This is a genomic window from Clostridium nitrophenolicum, assembly GCF_055391695.1.
Genome location: NZ_AP042469.1, coordinates 352,979 through 371,841, shown reverse-complemented (window position 1 = coordinate 371,841; position 18,863 = coordinate 352,979). Strand labels below are relative to the sequence as shown.

13 protein-coding genes and 2 riboswitches are annotated in these 18,863 nt (G+C 31.2%); of the genes, 4 read left to right on the top strand and 9 right to left on the bottom strand.

What is annotated here, in order from left to right:
- Positions 1-146: 146 nt before the first annotated feature.
- From uhpT to metF, 7 genes are all read right to left on the bottom strand, one after another.
- The gene (gene uhpT / locus ACZ5N4_RS01690) at positions 147-1,568 is read right to left on the bottom strand and encodes a hexose-6-phosphate:phosphate antiporter (RefSeq protein ID WP_464206598.1); all 1,422 of its coding nucleotides are present in this window, start codon (positions 1,566-1,568) and stop codon (positions 147-149) included.
- Positions 1,569-1,765: 197 nt separating this feature from the next.
- On the bottom strand, positions 1,766-2,812 hold the full coding sequence (locus ACZ5N4_RS01685; RefSeq protein ID WP_464206596.1) for an ABC transporter substrate-binding protein: 1,047 nt from the start codon (positions 2,810-2,812) through the stop codon (positions 1,766-1,768).
- 24 nt (positions 2,813-2,836) lie between these two features.
- Entirely contained in the window at positions 2,837-3,673 is an 837-nt protein-coding gene (locus ACZ5N4_RS01680) for a DUF3919 family protein (protein WP_464206594.1), read from the bottom strand.
- Between the two features lie 75 nt (positions 3,674-3,748).
- On the bottom strand, positions 3,749-5,170 hold the full coding sequence (locus tag ACZ5N4_RS01675) for a sensor histidine kinase (RefSeq protein WP_464206592.1): 1,422 nt from the start codon (positions 5,168-5,170) through the stop codon (positions 3,749-3,751).
- A 21-nt stretch (positions 5,171-5,191) separates the two neighbouring features.
- Positions 5,192-5,872 (bottom strand): response regulator transcription factor, encoded by a 681-nt coding sequence (locus tag ACZ5N4_RS01670; RefSeq protein ID WP_464206591.1) that lies wholly within the window; start codon positions 5,870-5,872, stop codon positions 5,192-5,194.
- A 401-nt stretch (positions 5,873-6,273) separates the two neighbouring features.
- Entirely contained in the window at positions 6,274-8,670 is a 2,397-nt protein-coding gene (locus tag ACZ5N4_RS01665) for a homocysteine S-methyltransferase family protein (protein WP_464206589.1), read from the bottom strand.
- Between the two features lie 31 nt (positions 8,671-8,701).
- Positions 8,702-9,574 (bottom strand): methylenetetrahydrofolate reductase [NAD(P)H], encoded by an 873-nt coding sequence (gene metF, locus ACZ5N4_RS01660; RefSeq protein ID WP_464206587.1) that lies wholly within the window; start codon positions 9,572-9,574, stop codon positions 8,702-8,704.
- Positions 9,575-9,760: 186 nt separating this feature from the next.
- A riboswitch (SAM riboswitch) is annotated at positions 9,761-9,873 on the bottom strand.
- A 363-nt stretch (positions 9,874-10,236) separates the two neighbouring features.
- A riboswitch (SAM riboswitch) is annotated at positions 10,237-10,343 on the top strand.
- A gap of 172 nt (positions 10,344-10,515) precedes the next feature.
- Between metF and ACZ5N4_RS01655 the strand changes: the two genes are divergently transcribed.
- The 4 genes from ACZ5N4_RS01655 (at position 10,516) to ACZ5N4_RS01640 (ending at position 15,162) form a co-directional block, all read left to right on the top strand.
- Positions 10,516-11,793, top strand: coding sequence for an O-acetylhomoserine aminocarboxypropyltransferase/cysteine synthase family protein (locus ACZ5N4_RS01655; protein WP_464206585.1), 1,278 nt, complete (start codon positions 10,516-10,518; stop codon positions 11,791-11,793).
- A 143-nt stretch (positions 11,794-11,936) separates the two neighbouring features.
- Positions 11,937-13,118, top strand: a complete 1,182-nt coding sequence (gene metX / locus ACZ5N4_RS01650; RefSeq protein WP_464206583.1) for a homoserine O-acetyltransferase MetX — start codon at positions 11,937-11,939, stop codon at positions 13,116-13,118.
- A 46-nt stretch (positions 13,119-13,164) separates the two neighbouring features.
- Positions 13,165-14,400, top strand: a complete 1,236-nt coding sequence (locus ACZ5N4_RS01645) for a homoserine dehydrogenase (RefSeq protein WP_464206581.1) — start codon at positions 13,165-13,167, stop codon at positions 14,398-14,400.
- A 156-nt stretch (positions 14,401-14,556) separates the two neighbouring features.
- Entirely contained in the window at positions 14,557-15,162 is a 606-nt protein-coding gene (locus tag ACZ5N4_RS01640) for a DUF488 domain-containing protein (protein ID WP_464206579.1), read from the top strand.
- 40 nt (positions 15,163-15,202) lie between these two features.
- On the opposite strand, the gene ACZ5N4_RS01635 is transcribed toward ACZ5N4_RS01640, so the two are convergent.
- Complete coding sequence (locus ACZ5N4_RS01635; protein ID WP_464206577.1) at positions 15,203-17,677, bottom strand: HD domain-containing phosphohydrolase; 2,475 nt, start codon at positions 17,675-17,677, stop codon at positions 15,203-15,205.
- A 182-nt stretch (positions 17,678-17,859) separates the two neighbouring features.
- The gene (locus ACZ5N4_RS01630; protein ID WP_464206575.1) at positions 17,860-18,861 is read right to left on the bottom strand and encodes an isocitrate/isopropylmalate dehydrogenase family protein; all 1,002 of its coding nucleotides are present in this window, start codon (positions 18,859-18,861) and stop codon (positions 17,860-17,862) included.
- Between the last annotated feature and the right edge of the window lie 2 nt (positions 18,862-18,863).

The following is an 18,863-nucleotide window of genomic DNA, read 5'->3' as shown; positions in this document are numbered from 1 at the left end:
TATTATTTTATCCTAAGTGGAGAAATTATTCTATAAAAATTTTCTCTGCAACCCTTGCAGATTCTCTTGCATATATTATATGAAAATCTTATCTTGTAAAAAAAGAAGGCTGCGTCCTAAAAACTATCTTTAGGACACATCCTATATTATGCTGCTATGTCTTTAAGTTCCTTTTCTGTATTTTTACATGTATTTCTTATCTTCTTCTCTTCAGCATAGGCAACAAGTAAAAGAAGACAAACTCCTATAATAAGTGCACCATAGAATACTATGAAAACATCATTCCATCCATGAAGATTTACACTCCCTATGTTAATACCTTTTGATTTAGGGTCTGCTATTTTTGCTAATGCAACTTTAGCTGTAGAATCTCCAAATAAATATCCAAAAGTACCACTTAAACCATTAGCAACAGCAACGGCTTTTTTAGGAGCAAAATCTGCAAGAGATATACCAATTAATAATTGTGGTCCAAATATTAATGCACCAAGAGCAAATAATGAAGCATTTATCATTGTAACACTTGTACCATATCTATATCCAAGTACTGCAACTCCAGTTAACATTAAACAAAATACAGCAACTATAGATCTTCTTCCCTTTAATAAATCAGATATAAATCCCCAACTAAGACTACCTAAAAGGGCTCCCATTTCAAAATAAAATATTGTATTTACTGCCGCTGACATTGGGAAGTGTAATTGTTCTGTAACATATAATGGTGCCCAGTTGTCAATTCCTATACGTACTATGTATACAAAAACGTTAGATACACATAAAACCCAAATCCAAGGATTCTTTAAAACATACTGTTTAAATATCTCAAATTTGCTCATGTTTTCTACTGCAGTGTTTTCAACACTCTTAGGCTCATCGAATATTTCTTCTGCTGAATTCCATCCTAATTCTTCTGGCTCATCTTTTCCAATAAATAAAATTATTAAACCAACACCTATTGCTATAACAGCTGGAACTATAAACATTCCTGCTACATTTCCATGAAAGAATGTATTGGCTCCCCATAATGCTAATCCTCCAGCTAATGCTCCACCAATGTTATGTGACATGTTCCAGAAGCCTAAGTATCTTCCTCTTTTTTTACTTGGTGTCCATCTAGTAATTGTAGAGTAGGCACTTGGTCCACCTGGAGCTTGGAAAAATCCACTTAATCCCCATAATACTAAAATAGCACCTGTAGCCTTTTGACCTGATAACAAAATACATCCAATTGCTAAAACTATAGTAGCAGACATAACTAATAATATTGATACTATACGTTTTGCATTCTTACCATCAATAATATATCCTAATATAGTTTTACCTAAAGCATAAGTTATAGAAAACCCAAAACCTATATATCCAAGTTCTGTTGTACTAAATCCAAGTTGCTTTTTCAATAAAGGTTGTCCAGCTTTAAGGTTGTTTCTAATTAAATACATACATGCATATGCAGTGAAAACAACAAGGAATGCTTTTAAAAATTCCTTAAGCCACTCCTTCCTCTGTACTTGAATTGGTACTGATACATCTTTTTTACGAATATTAAAAAAATCAACCACTTTACTCATATTTACCCTCCCGTTACGAAACGTTTACAAAAGTTATGAGTTAATAATAATTGATTACTTGCACATAAGTATGTCATAAATGTTTCATAAATGTAACATTTTCCTTTTTTGCTTAATTATTTTTATTCACTAAGAATTCTGTTTATTGAAAAATGAAAAAACACTATGAATTCTGCTTAAATTCATAGTGCATATTTCTAATTTAAGTTATTCCATGTTTTCATTAATTTCTCTCTATCCTTACTCGCTTTTGTAAAATCATAATTCTTATATATGTTTAGTTCAGAAAAATTTATACCTTTCTTAGATTTAACATCTTCTATAGTGGACATTCCCATAGATATATTAGTTAAAATATACGCAGCTTCCTTTGTAATACAAAAATCTATAAAGAACTTTCCTACATCACCATTAGGTCCATTTTTAATTTTAGAAATTGCATCTATATTCCAACCTGCATTTTTAGGTACAGTAGTTACTATATTAAATCCCGAGTTTTTAATTAGCAATTGATCTCCTAAAAAATTTATTCCTATAAGATATTCACCTGTACCAACCTTCTGCGCAGGAGTGTACCCATTAATTGTAAACTGACCTACATTAGCTTTTATTCCTTTTAATATCTTTTCAGCTTTTTCATCCCCTAAGCTTTGAAATAAGGACGCTATCATGGTATAAGCTGTTCCAGATGTATTAGGATCTGGCATTACTATCTCCCCTTTATACAAAGGATTTAGTAAATCATCATAGGTTTTAGGCATTTCTAGCCCTTTAGAAGCAAACTGCTCATCCCACCTATCCTTATTAACAGCAATAGATAAAGGCACCACTTCAAAACCAACCCAATATCCCTGACTATCTTTATATTCCTTTTTAATACTATCATAGTTTTTAGAAAAATATTTTTCTGAAAGTCTTTCATTTTTCATTAGTGCATGAGCATCACAGGTTCCTCCCATAAATATATCTGCCTTTGGATACTTTTTCTCTGCTCTAACCCTAGCTACTGCTTCTTCAGTAGGCATTCTCATATATTCATAGGTACAGCCTGTTCTCTCTTTAAAAAGCTCCAAAAGAGCTCTTCCCACCTCATCTCTAGAAGCTACATACACTACCAAGTGCTTTCCCCTTAAATCAGGATAACCATCTTTATAGACTACTCCTAAAGAGTTCTTACCGCAAGCTGCCGCACTTAAAGATATCGCTATTATGAAAACAAAACAAATAAATTTTTTAAACTTCATGTACACTTCCTCCTCAGCTAAAAGTTAACCAGTAAAATTGCTATTGATTTTTTCACATATATCCTTTAAATTTCCTTTCATGTATACATGCCTTCCATTTTCATCGCCCATATATTGAACAACAAAAAAGTCATCATATACATCGATATTTACCACATTATAACTTTTAGTCTTTAGAAGATTATTATCTTCTTCATCAATATAAACCTTAACATGAGCTATAGCCTCTTCTTTCTCTGCCGTTAAAGTCATAATTTCCTTATCACTGTTAACCTTTACCGACTTATTTATTATATTCTTTATAGTTTCCTTATCGGCATTCCCTAGATTCTTGCTATGTTTATTAGAGCTTACTACAATTACTCTATTTCGAGAATTTATAAACTGTCCTATGTTATAAGGAGAGTAAAGATATCCTAGTAGATTATTTCTTAAGCTGCTTATCATAGGTAGCTTGTAACTATTATAGTAGGTATGATCGTTTAACCTTAGTACATCACTTATTTCGAATTCATCTTTCATACCATTTAAATAATATATACTTCCTTTGACCTTAATTTCAGTTCCTCTAGTAACATAGTTTTCTTGTCCAGAAGAATCAGTTGTGATTTCATTTATTAAATTCCATATATTTTTTATAGAATTTTCATCTTCTAAAATGTAATTACCTAACTTTTCATTAGTAATTTCAATTTTTACAGGTATAGACATATTGATCTTTTTTATTACTTCTTCTTTATCCTGTATTATTGTAACTTTGTTATATAAAACACCGTAATTCAAATTCACAATTACAGTACAAAGAAGCAAAATAATGCTATATACACCTATAATCTTATACCTTATCTTAACTTTTTTCATTGCTTAATCCTCCCGATGATAGGGAAACTAACTAGAAAGTTAACTGACCGCCAAGCACCCCTATATAAATCTTTTCTATATCTTAAATGTGAGCTTTACTGCTGTCCACTTTCTCTTTTCGCTAAAAATCTCTATGTTACCCTCTTGTTTTTTCATTATTTCTTTACATATAGAAAGTCCTAAACCATTTCCGCTTTTACTTCTGGAATTTACTTTATTTACTCTATAAATAGGTTGAAAAAGCTTGTCTAAATGTTCTTTTTCTATCCCTGTGCCATCATCTATAATACTAGCTATTACATTATAATCTTCTCTTTCTATTCTTATGGTAATACTTGTACATTCGCTATACTTTATAGAATTGTCTAGCAAATTTAAAATAACCTGTTTAGTTTTATCCCTATCTATAAATAAATCTACGTCAAATAATTCTTTTATTACTTCTATATCATACTTCTCTAATCTTGGCTGTATCAGGCTTAGAGCTTCTTCTATAACTTCTTTTATATTACTGTTTGTCCTGTTAACTGTAAATTCCGCTTTACCTAACCTTGATAAATCCAGCAGTTCTTCTACTAGCTTTAAGAGCCTTTCACCCTCTTTTTTTATATAAACTAAACTCTCCTCTATTTCCCCCTTGTCCTCTAACCTTGGTATTAAATCCGAATATCCTATGATAGCCGTTAAGGGAGTTTTAAACTCATGAGTCACGTTATCTAAAAAATCCTTCTGCTTTCGCTTCTCTTCCTTTAAACTTTCTATATATTTCTTTATACTTTGAGACATTACATTAAAAGTCTCAGCTAAATCCTCTATCTCGTCTCCACTTTTAATATTTATCTTATTTTCGTATTCTCCGGCTGCCACCTTTTCAGAGGCACACTTAAGCTTTTTTATAGGTTCTGCTATATTTTCAGAGAAAATACTACTTAATAACCATGATATTAAAACTGATGTTAAAGCTATAATTCCCATAACTATAAACATATTGTTTATGATTTTTTCACCGCTGTCCACAGCATAAACATATCTTACAGAACCCAAAGTATTATTATTTGAATATATAGGGCTAGAAAACAATACATATATTTGCCCATCTACTTTTTTAACCACATAAGCTTTGTTTCCCTTTATGGCATTATTTATATCCTCATCATATAAACTAACACTGTTCATAATAGAGTCTGCTAGAATTTGTCCAGTTTTATCGTACATTTGTACCCTAAACCTTAGTTTATTAGACAGATATGCATTAATAAGAGGAGCTTTAGTAATGAAATTAGTTTCGGAACTTGTTTCTTTGTCTTTTTCTATATAATTCGATATATATAATTGTGTGCTATAACTTTCCTTAGTTAAAAAATCAATAGAACTTTTTATAACATTGCTGTATAAGGTATTTATTGTTATTACATATATAAATGTTATTATAGGGACTAGTATTCCCATGTTCATAAGCATAATCTTAGTCTTTATCTTTAAGTTTATTTTTTTCACTAAAGCACATCCTTAACTATTTTATAATTCTAATCTATAGCCTACTCCGTAAATAGTCTTAAGTCCTTCTGAATAAGGACTTAACTTTTTCCTAAGCCTTTGTATAAGTATATCAACTGCTCTAGTATTTCCTTCATATTCATATCCCCATACCTTATCTAAAAGTTCCTCTCTTGTAAAAACTTTATTGTGATTTTCCATCATTAAAAGTAGCGTATTAAACTCTTTATAGGTAGTATTAACTTCTTTTCCATCTATAAATATCTTTCTTTCATCTTTTAATACTTTTATAGATTTTATGTTTATTTCATTATTTTTCTTTTTTGTTTCATTATCTTTTTTCTTTAATCTTTTTGTTATAGCTTTTATTCTTAAAATAAGTTCTGTACTGTTAAAAGGCTTTGTTATATAATCATCTGCACCTAGCTGCAGACCTAAAAGCCTATCATTTATTTGACTTTTTGCAGTAAGCATTATCACAGGAATCTCGTTGTTTATTTGTTGAAATCTTTGTATAATTTCATGTCCACTTATATCTGGCAGCATAATGTCTAGTATAACTAAATCAGGCTTCTCTCTTTTAAATTTTTCTACAGCTTCCATTCCTGTCATACTTGTGGTTACTTCATATCCTTCTAGCTTTAAATTCATTCTTATTAAATTAACAATACTTTTTTCATCATCTACTACTAATACTTTCATACGAATAGCCTCCATATATTGGTTTTGTAAACAAGCTTAAATTCACAAAGACTATTTTAACATATTTTGAATTTATAAATAAAAAAATAGTAGCCCCAACTACAATTGGTTGCTACTATTTTAAGCTATTTATAGGAAAACTAACTAGAAAGTTAACTTATGCGAAGGGATATGTTTCCAAAGCTGAAGGTAGATTTAAAAACTTTGTGTCAGTCTTAGTGAAGGGTTTTAAGACAACCTTAGAACCTTAGATAGTGTTTGAGCTGAGCGAGTTTATCTAAGTTCTTAGGTCGTCTAAAACACAAGCTTTAGACTGACTAAAAGTTTTTAACGAACTGAAGCTTGGAAACATAGACCGGAGTATAAGTTAACTTTCGGCCTAATAACCCTATATTAAATTCTTAACTAAAAATATCTTCTGCAATTCTTACTGATTCTCTTGCATCTCTTGCATAGAAATCTGCTCCAATCATTTGAGCATATTCCTCATTTAATACTGCTCCCCCTACGAAGACCTTACATTTAAGATTATTTTCTCTTAGTGCCTCTACGGTTTTTTTCATATTTATAACTGTAGTAGTCATAAGCGCACTTAATCCTACAAGCTTTATATTATCTTCTTTTACAGCTTCGACTACTTTCTCTATTGGTACATCTTTTCCCAGATCAATAACTTTAAATCCGTAGTTTTCTAAAAGAACCTTAACAATATTTTTACCGATATCATGGATATCTCCTTTAACTGTTGCTAAAACTATCTTACCTTTTTCTATATTATTTTTTCCGCTTTTAATCATGTTTTCTTTAATGACTTCAAAGGATTTCTTAACAGTTTCTGCAGACTGAATAAGCTGCGGCAAGAATATTTCTTTTTCATCATACTGCTCACCTACATAGTCCAAAGCAGGTATAATATACCCATTTACTATCTCCATAGGATCTTTCGTCTTTAAAAGCTCTTCAGTACTTAATACTGCTTCCGCTTCCATTCCATCAACTATTATTTGCTTTAAATCCTTAGCGCTTTCCCCGGAAATAGTTTTTATTTGCTTTTCACTTTTCGTCTCAAGACCTTTAGCTGAATATTTATTAATATAATTCTTGCCTTCCTTATCTATGTTTGCAAGTGCTTCAAATGCATGTATTGTTGCCTTCATTTCCTCATCAGCACTGTTTATAATTGGCAGATCAAGTCCTGCTTGAAGTGCCAATGCGAGAAATGTTCTATTTAATAGATCTCTTCTTGGCATGCCATAGGATATATTGCTTACTCCAAGGACAGTTTTAACTCCAAGCTTTTCTTTAACCAACTTTATGGCTTTTACAGTTTCTAAAACTTCTTTCTGCTGCGCTGAAACAGTTAGCGCAAGGCAGTCGATAATTATGTCTTTCTTATCTATTCCATAATTTCTAGCTTCATTAACTATTTTTTCTGCTATTTCTAATCTTCCTTCAGCGGTATCTGGAATACCATTTTCATCTATAGTAAGAGCTATAACGCATCCACCATATTTTTTAACTATAGGAAATACCTTTTTCATAATCTCTTCTTTTCCATTTACAGAGTTTATAATTGGTCTACCATTATAAACTCTAGCACCTGCCTCTAATACTTCTGGATTTGGACTGTCAATGTCAATAGGGAGCTGCACTACCTTTTGAATAGCTTTCACCGCTTTAATCATCATTTTTCTTTCATCAATTTCTGGCAAACCTACATTTAAGCCTATAATAGCTGCTCCTTCTTCTTTCTGTTTTACAGCCTCGGCCTGTATATAGCTAACGCCTTCTTCTTTAAGTTCTTGTTTGTAACGTTTTTTCCCTGTAGGATTTATTCTTTCACCAACAAGGTTTATCTTGCCATCTAAGATTATAGTTTCAGTACCAGAACAAATTGCCGTAAAGTTCTTAGGCTCCCTTTCTAAAGGTAGTAGTCCTTCTACAGCCTTTAAGGATTCCTTTATAAACTCAGGATTTGTGCCGCAGCATCCACCAAAAATTTGCACACCCTTCTGTGCCATAATTCTTATATATTTAGCAAATTCATTAGGTTCTATATCATAAACAGTTTTTTCTCCATCATATCTTGGAAGGCCAGCGTTAGGTTGAACCATTACAGGAATAGATGCATATAGTAGAATTTCATCTATAATAGGCATAAGTTCTTTAGGCCCCAAAGAACAGTTTACTCCGAGTGCATCAACTCCTAACCCCTCTAGTACAAATACCATAGTCTTTGGATCTGTGCCCATTAACGTTCTACCATCCTGTTGAAAAGTCATTGTACAAAATACAGGAAGTGAACTATTCTCTTTTACCGCAAGTACAGCAGCCTTAACTTCATACAAATCAGACATAGTTTCTATTAGAATTAAGTCCGCACCTGCTTTTTCTCCAATTATCACTTGTTTTTTAAACAACTCATAAGCTGTTCCAAAGCTTAGAGTACCTGTTGGTTCCATAATTAATCCAGTTGGACCTATATCCAGCGCTACTAATTTGTCACCAGCTGCTTCTCTTGCAATATTCACTCCTGCAGTAATTACCTGTTCAATAGAGTATTCATAGGAACTGTACTTTAATTCATTTGCTCCAAAAGTGTTTGTAATAACTATATCTGAACCTGCATTAATATACTGCTTGTGTACTTTCTTTATTATTTCCGGATTTGTTATATTAAGAGTCTCTGGCAGCTCCCCAACCTTAAGTCCCTCTTTCTGAAGCATAGTTCCCATAGCTCCATCGAAAAATACAAATTTATTATTAAATCTATCTCTTAATAAAGTTTTAAATGTCATAAAAAACCTCTCCCTTTTTACTTTGTTTATATTAGGAATTAACTATCTTACGAAGTTCCTGTATATTTTCCATAATTTCTTTTACAGCATTATGTTTATTCATAGTATATAAATGTATCCCTTGAACATCATTACTTATTAAATCAACAATTTGTTCGGAAGTATATGCTATTCCCGCCTCTTTTAGTGCCTCAGGGCTATGCTCATATTTATCCATGATTCTTTTAATTTTTTGTGGAATAACTGCACCAGATAGGGTTGCTATACGTTCTATTTGTTTTTTATCTAATACAGGTATAATGCCTGTAACAATTGGAACATTTATATTATTTTTATACAACTCTTCTCTAAAATTATAAAAGTTATCATTATCAAAGAAAAGCTGAGTAATTAAAAAATCTGCGCCTTTTTCTACTTTTTCTTTAAGATACTCTATATTTTTTCCTATATCAGCACATTCCACATGTCCCTCTGGATAAGCTGCTGCAGATATGCTAAAATCTTTTCTTTGTGCTATCTCATAAATTAAATCCTTCGCATACTTAAAACTTTCTTTAATTTTAAAATCCTTAGGAATATCTCCTCTTAAAGCAAGCACATTACTAATATTATTTAATTTTAAATCATCTAAAATACTATTAATCTCTTCTCTAGAGGAAGTTATACATGTAAGGTGTGCTATAGTTTCTATGTCGTATTTATTTTTTATAATTGAAGCAAGTTCGATTGTTCTACTTCTGCTGCTTCCTCCTGCACCATAGGTTACACTAATAAAATCAGGGTTTAACTTTTTTAATTCTTCAATAGTGCTATTAATACCTTCAAAATTTTTATCATCCTTAGGTGGAAATAGCTCAAAAGAAATAGTCAATCTTTTATTTAAAAATATATCTTTAATAAACATATACAATTCTCCTTTACTTTTAACGATTAAATAAAATGAAACTCCTTCTCCTTTCGTCGAATGAGTACTCACTTAGTAAGCGATCATCTCAAAATCATAGATTTTGGATGCCTGCTTATAATAAAAAGGCTACTTTCCCATAAGAAAAGTAGCCTTAAATATCTTTTTGGAGACTTCCAAGCTATTTTCTTATCTATCAGAATAAAAAATATTCTGCAGGAATTGACACCGATACATTCAAAATTAATGCCGGTTGTCGGGCTTCATAGGGCCAGTCCCTCCACCGCTCTTGATAAGAACTTTTTATTTAATTCCATTTAACGCTAATAATAATACTTATTAGTTTGGTTGTCAATATATTTTTTCTACGACTTATTTTAAATCATTAAATAAGTACTAACCAAGGCATTAGTTGTTCTTAATAAGCTACGTATTTTTAATAAAATGCTAATTGAAGTTTTGTGATTTTTCACTAAATTATTTAATTCACAAAATAGCATATGCATAATTATTTAATTAATTAAATAATTTTTTAGTATGAAATTTCCAATTAAATCAAGGCTTGATGCAAGTTTTGAAATTTTTCATTTCAATTATTTTCAAAAATTGTATTGACAAAGTATAGTAATTCCTGTTATGATTTCATCAATCGAATACGGAACTTCTTATCAAGAGAGGCTGAGGGACTGGCCCTATGACGCCCGGCAACCTGAATATTTATTATTCAACGGTGCTAATTCCAGCAGGTTAAATACCTGAGAGATGAGGAGCTGGGGAGAAAGTGTATCTTCTTGCAGTCTCATCTGCGAGAAGATTTTTTTATTTTAAATTTACAATTAAGCTAAATCTAGCTTCATCCCTTTATAAATTACAAAACTTTAATATAGAAGTTCCGTCCAAAATTAATTTAAAAACAAATTATTTTTTAGGAGGAATTAACAATGACAAAGAAATTATCCTTTGACACTCTTCAAATACATGGAGGACAACAGGTAGATAGTGCTACCAAATCAAGAGCATTACCAATATATCAAACAACTTCTTATGTTTTCGACGATGCACAAGATGCTGCAGACTTATTTGATTTAAAAAAATTTGGAAATATATATACACGTTTAGGTAATCCAACAAATGACGTTTTTGAGCAAAGAGTTGCCTTACTCGAAGGCGGTGTTGGAGCTGTAGCTACTGCTTCAGGAATGGCAGCAATCACTTATTCAATATTAAACATCGCTGGTTCAGGAGACGAAATAGTTGCTGCTGCAACTCTTTATGGTGGTACTTATTCCCTATTCGTTCATACCTTTAAGAATTTTGGAATTAAGGTTAATCTTGTAGATCCAGACAACCTAGATGAGCTTGAAAAAGCTATAAATGAAAAAACAAAAGCCGTTTATATAGAAAGTATAGGCAACCCAGGAATCAACATAATTGACATTGAAGCTGTTGCTGATATTGCTCATAAGAATGGTATCCCTCTAATTGTTGATAATACCTTTGCATCACCATATCTTTTAAAGCCAATTGAATTTGGTGCTGATATTGTTGTACACTCCGCTACTAAATTTATTGGTGGTCATGGTACATCAATAGGTGGTGTAGTTGTTGATTCAGGAAAATTCAATTGGGATAACGGAAAATTCCCTGGTCTTATAGAACCAGATGAAAGCTATCACGGACTTAAATATGTAGAAACCTTTGGAAACCTAGCATATATCCTAAAGGTTAGAACAGCTCTTTTAAGAGACTTAGGGGCAGCTATCTCTCCATTTAACTCATTCTTATTAACGCTTGGACTTGAAACTTTATCCTTAAGAGTTCAAAGACACGTAGATAACGCTAAAAAGGTCGCAGAATTTTTAAGCAATCACCCTAAGGTAGAATGGGTAAACTATCCTGGATTAGAAGGAAATAAATATTATGATCTAGCTAAAAAATATCTTCCAAAGGGACCTGGTTCTATATTCACCTTTGGAGTAAAAGGTGGAGCTGAGGCAGGCAAAAAAGTAATAAGCCTAGTAGAAATATTCTCACACCTAGCTAATGTTGGAGATGCTAAATCACTAATAATTCATCCTGCTTCTACAACTCACTCTCAGCTTGATGAAGAGCAGTTGCTACAAGCAGGAGTTAAGCCTGAGCTTATAAGAATTTCCATAGGTATTGAAGATGCAGATGATTTAATTGCTGATCTTGAAAATGCACTAAATCAAATTTAAATATAAAAATTTTGTGACACAAAATTTTTATCAATTGACAGAGGACAATTGACAATTGACAGTGAAGGAAGAAAACCTACCATCACTGTCCTCTGTCCTCTGTCAATTGTCCTCTTAAAGATTTTTAATTGGAGGTATGTACCTTGAGTGAGTTTACTTATAAGAAAGATGGTTTTAAGGAATATTTAACTTTCAGCCAAGACCAAAGTTTCCTTCTTGAAAGTGGAAAAACCTTTGGTCCTATAACTATATGCTTTGAAACTTATGGTAAATTAAATAGAGATAAGAATAACTGTATACTTATAACTCATGCTTTAACTGGAGATTCTCATGTAGCCAGTCATGATGAATTCGGCAATGCTGGTTGGTGGGAGGATTTTGTTGGACCTGGTAAAATATTTGATACTAATAAGTATTTTATAATATGTTCGAATGTCCTTGGCGGATGCAGTGGTTCCACCGGTCCTTCATCCATAAATCCGGAAACTAATGAACCTTATGGTATAGATTTTCCCATAATTACAGTTAAAGATATAGTTAATGCTCAAAGAAAACTCTTTGATTATTTGAACATTGACCATATCCTAGCGGTAGTCGGTGGTTCATTGGGCGGCATGCAGTCACTTCAGTGGTCAGTTTCTTATCCTAATTTTATGGATGGAATTATAAATTTAGCTGCCCCACTTAATTTAAGTACAGAAGCAATAGGAATTAATCATATTATGAGAAAGTCCATTATGTGGGACCCTAACTGGAATAATGGAAATTACTACGGTTCAGACTTCCCTGCCAATGGTTTATCTATAGCAAGAATGATTGCTATGTTAACTTATCAAACTAGAGATTTGATAGATAAAAAATTTGGAAGAAAAATTAAAAATAATATAGATGACTTTTTTAAAAGCTTTGATGCTGAATTTGAAATAGATAGTTATTTGAGTTATCAAGGAGAAAAACTTGTACAAAGATTTGACGCAAACACCTACTTATATTTTACCCGTGCAATGGATTTATTTGATCTTAGATACGAATATGGATCTTATGCAAAAGCACTAAGTCGCATTAAAGCTAAGTTTTTACTTGTAGCTATAAGCTCCGATACTCTTTTTAATATAAGTGAACTTAGAAAAGCAAAAGATATACTAAAATTAAGCAGTGTAGACCTTGAATACAATGAAATTCAATCCGATTATGGTCATGATTCTTTTTTAGTAGAAGTAGATAAATATAAAGATTGCATATCAAATTTTCTTGACACACTGCATGACGAAGTAAACTATAGAGAAACCTGGAAAGAATTTGAGTATTCTACCGGTAATATTTAATTTATAAATATTTTATTATAATTCATAAAATAAGGAGGTATTTTTAATGGCATCAATAGCAGTGCTTGGCTATGGAGTTGTAGGGACTGGTATAGCTGATCTTATAAATAAAAATAAAGAGAGATTTAAATCTATTACCGGTGAAGAATTGAATATATCTAGTATACTTGTAAAAGATAAGAACAAGCATGAACAAAAACAAAACTATCATCTTGTAACAGATAGTATAGAAAAAATATTCAACAATCCTGTAGATATAGTAGTAGAAGTTATGGGTGGACTTCATCCAGCTTACGAGTATGTAAAAAAAGCTCTCAAGCTAAAAAAACATGTAGTAACTGCAAACAAAGATTTAATTGCAGAATATGGTGAAGAACTATTAGACATAGCTTCAGACAATGGTGTAACTTTAAATTTTGAGGCAAGTGTTGGAGGAGGTATTCCTATATTAAAACCTCTCATGGAATCCTTAGCTGGTAATAAAATTTTCGAGATTAAAGCTATTTTAAATGGAACTACAAATTTTATTCTTTCGAAAATGTACGCAGAAAACATGAGTTATGAAGATGCTCTTAAATTAGCACAAGATCTAGGATTTGCTGAATCCAATCCAGACTCTGATGTATTAGGATATGATGCTGCAAGAAAGCTATCTATTCTTTCAACTATTGCATATGGTGTGAAAGTCAACTGGGTGGATATAAATATAGAAGGCATTACAGATATCGATGAAATAGACTTTGAGTACGCAAAATTAAATGGACATACTATAAAACTATTGGCTATCAGCAAAAATAAAGATGAGAAAATTTATGGTTTTGTAAAACCAGTTATGATAAAGTCCGATTCTTATTTAAGCAAGATAGATAATGAGCTTAATGGAATAGTTATTGAAGGTGATGCAGTAGGAAACGTATTTTTCTCTGGCAAAGGTGCTGGAATGCTTCCAACAGCTAGTTCAGTATTTGGTGATATAGCAGATATAATTCAGAATAAAAATAAGAAAAATATAAAATTTAATGACAAAGAAGCTTATATTGAAAAATATTGGAGTGAGAAATCTGATTGGCTTGTACGAATAAAAACTAATAATAGGTTAAATACTATATGTAATCTATCTGAGAACTTCAAAAATTGTCACATATATACATCAAGTGTTACTCAATCCGATGAAGTGGCCGCAATAATTCACGATGAGCCTGAGTTTACCTTAGATTCAACATTTGAAAAACTTTTTAAAGAATCTTACATTACTAAAATAAAAAAATTTATGATATTATAAACAAAATTTTAATCTTCAGCTAAATCTTATATATGGTTACTTTGCAGTCAGCTAACTTATACTATAATCTAAGTTGATAATTTTATAGAAAATAACGGAAATAAATAATTAAGAATTTACAGTGGATAACAAATAGCGAGGAAGTGAATTCTAAAAATGAAACTAATTTATACTATAGGTCACTCATCACACGATAACATATATTTTCTTGAGCTTCTTAGAAAATATAATATAAATTGTATAGTCGATATTAGAAGTGTTCCTTTCTCAAAATATGTTCCTCACTTTAATAAAAATGTAATAAAAAAATTCTTGAATTTTAATAATATCAACTATGTATATATGGCGGACGAATTTGGATCAGTTCATGAGGATAAAAATCTTTTCAATCAAAAAGGATATCTAGACTTTGAAATAGTAAAACATACAAAAAGTTTTAAAGATGGGATAGTAAGACTCAATGTTGGAATAGATAAACAATATATAATTTCTCTAATGTGTACAGAAAAAGATCCATTAGATTGTCATAGAAGCATAATGATTGCTCCAGAGCTAGTAAAAAATGAATTTACGGTACATCATATACTCCCGGATGGCAGTATAGAGACTCAACAAGAATTAGAAAAAAGATTACTTCAATTATATTTTCCTACACATATTCAACAAGATTTATTTTCTACTAATGAAAAAAATATTGAAAAAGATTTATTAGAAAAAGCCTATAGATTACGAAATTCAGATATAGGTCATAGATTAAAATAACAAAACACAACTGCTATATAGTAACAGTTGTGTTTTTGTGTTAACTTTTAAAAGCCATTATGCATATTTCAACTAAATTAGGATCGAACTGTTTTCCTGAACATCTCTTCAGTTCTTCAATAGCTTCATCCACAGTCATTCTTGCCTTATATGGCCTATCATGAGTCATTACATCAAAAGCATCAACTATAGTTAATAATCTTGAAAGTAATGGTATTTGCTCTCCCTTAAGTCCTTTAGGATATCCAGTACCATCATACCTTTCGTGATGTGTTAATATTCCATATGCTATATGCATTAAATCTGGCGTTGACGCCGCTATCCTATATCCTATTTCACAATGGGTCTTCACAATTTCCCACTCTTCATCAGTTAGTTTTCCTGGTTTGTTTAATATTTTGCTATCTATCCCTATTTTCCCTATGTCATGTAACCTAGCCAGTAAATAGAGCTCATCCAATTTATCAGTATTTAAATTTAAAATTCTGCCTATTTTTACACATAAATTATATATACGATAAGCATGCTCATCTGTTTCATAACTTTTTTCTTCTAAAGTTTTAGTTAAAGAAGATATTATACTGTTTCTAGCACTTCTATCTTCTAGTAGTTTATTTCTATACATTCTCTCTTCAGCTTCTTTAATTATTTCATTTATATCTTGGCTTGTATCGTATTTAGTAGAGCATCCAAGAGCAATATTAACATATATAGAGTCTACCTTTCTATTTAAACACTCACTTTTTATAGCTAAACATATCTCATTGGCCTTTATACTATCTACATCTTCTAAAATTACTACAAATTCATCTCCACCATAACGTGAGATTAAAGCGTTAGGACCTGCACTATCCTTGAGAATATTTGCAGCTTCCGCTAATAATTTGTCTCCTTGTGCATGTCCAAAAGTATCATTTGCTATTTTTAGTCCATTTAAATCACCAATTATTATAGAAATAGGTAAGCTACTGCTTTCATTTAATTTTTCAATAATGTATTCATAATACCCTCTATTAAATAGACCAGTCAATTTATCATAATAATTTAGATATCTTAATTCCTCTTCGTGCTCCTTTTTATCAGTTATGTCAGTTATTATTCCTGTCATTCTCTTAGGATTGTTATCATTATCATATCTTACAACTTTACACTGGTTTAGAATCCACTTATAGTCACCTGATTTAGTTCTCACCCTTTGTTCTATAATGTGTATATTAGCACTCTTTCCCAGGCTATTTTGAAAGCACTTTATGGAATAATCTAAATCATCCTTATGAACTATCTCGCTCCATACTTCACTTGAGTTAGGTAGTTCACCCTGAGAATATCCAAGAATAGTTAGAAACTTTTCATCAAAGTATATGTAATTACTTTCTATATCCCAATCCCAAAAACCCGCATTTGCTCCTTCTAAAACTAACTTTAGCTGCTTTTCGCTATCCTGTATTTTTTTATTGCTATATTCAATTCTTCTAATCATATTATTTATTTCTATTGATAGCTGAGTTAGCTCATCATTTCCTTTAACCCTAATCTTAGATATTTTATCATCGTTAAGTTCAATATTACTTACCTCTCTACTCATGTTTTCAATAGGTTTAATAATATGTACTCTTAAAAGAGTCAAACATATAATAAAAACTAGAATCACAAAAATTATAATTAATAAAATATAAAAATATAATGACTTTATTCCCTCATTATAAAATGCTCTATTTTCATGTATCTTTATTGCAAATATAGGATTATTATTAGCTTCTCTTATTATAAAGTATCCAGTTATATTATTCTTGTCATTAATCTCTATTAAAGTATCATCTTGCTCTAATATTCTTACTCTTGAATCATTGCCTATAAATACACCATGATGGTCACTACTACTTCTTGTTTCTTCTATAGATAAATTTGCATCAATTATATGCTCTCCCTTGTCTATGAAGCTGTCTCCTATGTATCTTCCAATAATTAAAGTGCCTCCTATAGGAGCTTCATACTTTGAGTCAGTTATAGGTCTAAAGGATATAATCATAGGTTGTCCATTTGCAGAAATGATTCCTGAGCTCACACTATGCACATTTACATGTTGGCCTAATTCCCTACTATTTTTATTAATAAAATCTATTACCTCTCTTGGAGGTTCTATATCCTTTCTCTGTTTTGGATCGTAGGCCTTTATATATTTTAATTTATCAGATGTATCTAAAATAGCAAACATATGAATTCTTGAATTTTCTAATGAACTATAATTAAAGTTACTTGTTATATATTTTTCAGATAAGTTTTTTGTAAACTCTAATGTATCATCCCATGCAGCATATTCTGCAGATATAACATTTAAGTTATTTTTGCTATCACTAAGTAGATACTGTACACGTTTTATATCTTGTAAAATAGCCTGTTTTTCTTGGTGTTTTATATTACCTAAAATATAATAGTAAGATGCCGCACAACCTCCGGATATCAATAACACCAAAAGTATCAGTAAAATTACACGTACTTTATTATTAATTTTCAATACAGACACTCCACCTTCTATAATTAAAGTTGCCACTATTGATTATATTCAATATTATATATTAATTTACAACTTTATGAAACCTACTGCATAAAATTATAAACTTCAATTTACTCACAAGTTGTTTTATGAAAAGACACAAAAGAGCCTTATCTTAATTCTATAAGATAAGACTCTTTTGCTTATTTCATTTCTTTTATAATTGCCTCAGTAAATTCTGATGTCCCTGCATTTCCTCCAAGGTCTGGAGTTACATGCCTACCGTCTCTTACAACTTTCTCAATAGCTTTTTCTATTTTCGCCGCTGCATCAAATTCTCCTATATGCTTAAGCATCATTATACCTGATAAAACTGCTGCTATTGGGTTGGATTTGTTCATTCCTGCAATATCTGGAGCAGAACCGTGTGCCGGTTCAAACACTGCACCATTTTCTCCTATATTTGCTCCTGGAACCATTCCTAATCCCCCAACAAGCCCTGCCGCCATATCAGAAAGTATATCACCATATAGATTAGGCATTACAAGTACATCATATTTTTCCGGATCTAAAACAAGCTTCATACTCATTGCATCTACAATAACATCTTCAAATTCTATATCACTGTATTCCTTAGCTATGTTTCTTGCACACTTTAGAAAAAGACCATCGGACAACTTCATTATATTAGCTTTATGAACAGCTGAAACCTTTTTTCTATTGTTCTTTCTAGCATATTCAAATGCCGCTCTTACTATTCTGTCACTTGCTTTTTTAGAAATAATTTTTATACTTTCCGCTATTTCATCACTTACCATATGCTCTATCCCTGCATATAAATCCTCTGTATTTTCTCTAAAAATAACTAAATCTACATTTTCATATCTTGATTTTATTCCAGCATAAGTCTTTATAGGTCTTATATTGGAATAAAGATTTAATGTTTGTCTTAATGTAACATTTACGCTTTTAAAACCTTTTCCAACAGGAGTAGTTACCGGACCTTTTAGTGCCACTTTATTTCTTTTTATACTTTCTAAAACATATTCAGGAAGAGGTGTTCCAAACTCTTCTATAACTTCTTCTCCAGCCTTTACCACATCCCACTCTATATTTGCTCCAGAAGCATCAATAATTTTTCTTGCCGCTTCTATTACCTCTGGACCTATTCCATCTCCTGGTATAAGTGTAACTTTATAATCCATAA

What these genes read in the sequence shown, in the direction of transcription:
- ACZ5N4_RS01680 (WP_464206594.1), bottom strand. Translation starts at nt 3,673, where the DNA reads ATGAAAAAAGTTAAGATAAGGTATAAGATTATAGGTGTATATAGCATT.
- ACZ5N4_RS01630 (WP_464206575.1), bottom strand. Translation starts at nt 18,861, where the DNA reads ATGGATTATAAAGTTACACTTATACCAGGAGATGGAATAGGTCCAGAG.
- ACZ5N4_RS01670 (WP_464206591.1), bottom strand. Translation starts at nt 5,872, where the DNA reads ATGAAAGTATTAGTAGTAGATGATGAAAAAAGTATTGTTAATTTAATA.
- metF (WP_464206587.1), bottom strand. Translation starts at nt 9,574, where the DNA reads ATGTTTATTAAAGATATATTTTTAAATAAAAGATTGACTATTTCTTTT.
- ACZ5N4_RS01640 (WP_464206579.1), top strand. Translation starts at nt 14,557, where the DNA reads ATGAAACTAATTTATACTATAGGTCACTCATCACACGATAACATATAT.
- ACZ5N4_RS01655 (WP_464206585.1), top strand. Translation starts at nt 10,516, where the DNA reads ATGACAAAGAAATTATCCTTTGACACTCTTCAAATACATGGAGGACAA.
- ACZ5N4_RS01685 (WP_464206596.1), bottom strand. Translation starts at nt 2,812, where the DNA reads ATGAAGTTTAAAAAATTTATTTGTTTTGTTTTCATAATAGCGATATCT.
- ACZ5N4_RS01665 (WP_464206589.1), bottom strand. Translation starts at nt 8,670, where the DNA reads ATGACATTTAAAACTTTATTAAGAGATAGATTTAATAATAAATTTGTA.
- uhpT (WP_464206598.1), bottom strand. Translation starts at nt 1,568, where the DNA reads ATGAGTAAAGTGGTTGATTTTTTTAATATTCGTAAAAAAGATGTATCA.
- ACZ5N4_RS01645 (WP_464206581.1), top strand. Translation starts at nt 13,165, where the DNA reads ATGGCATCAATAGCAGTGCTTGGCTATGGAGTTGTAGGGACTGGTATA.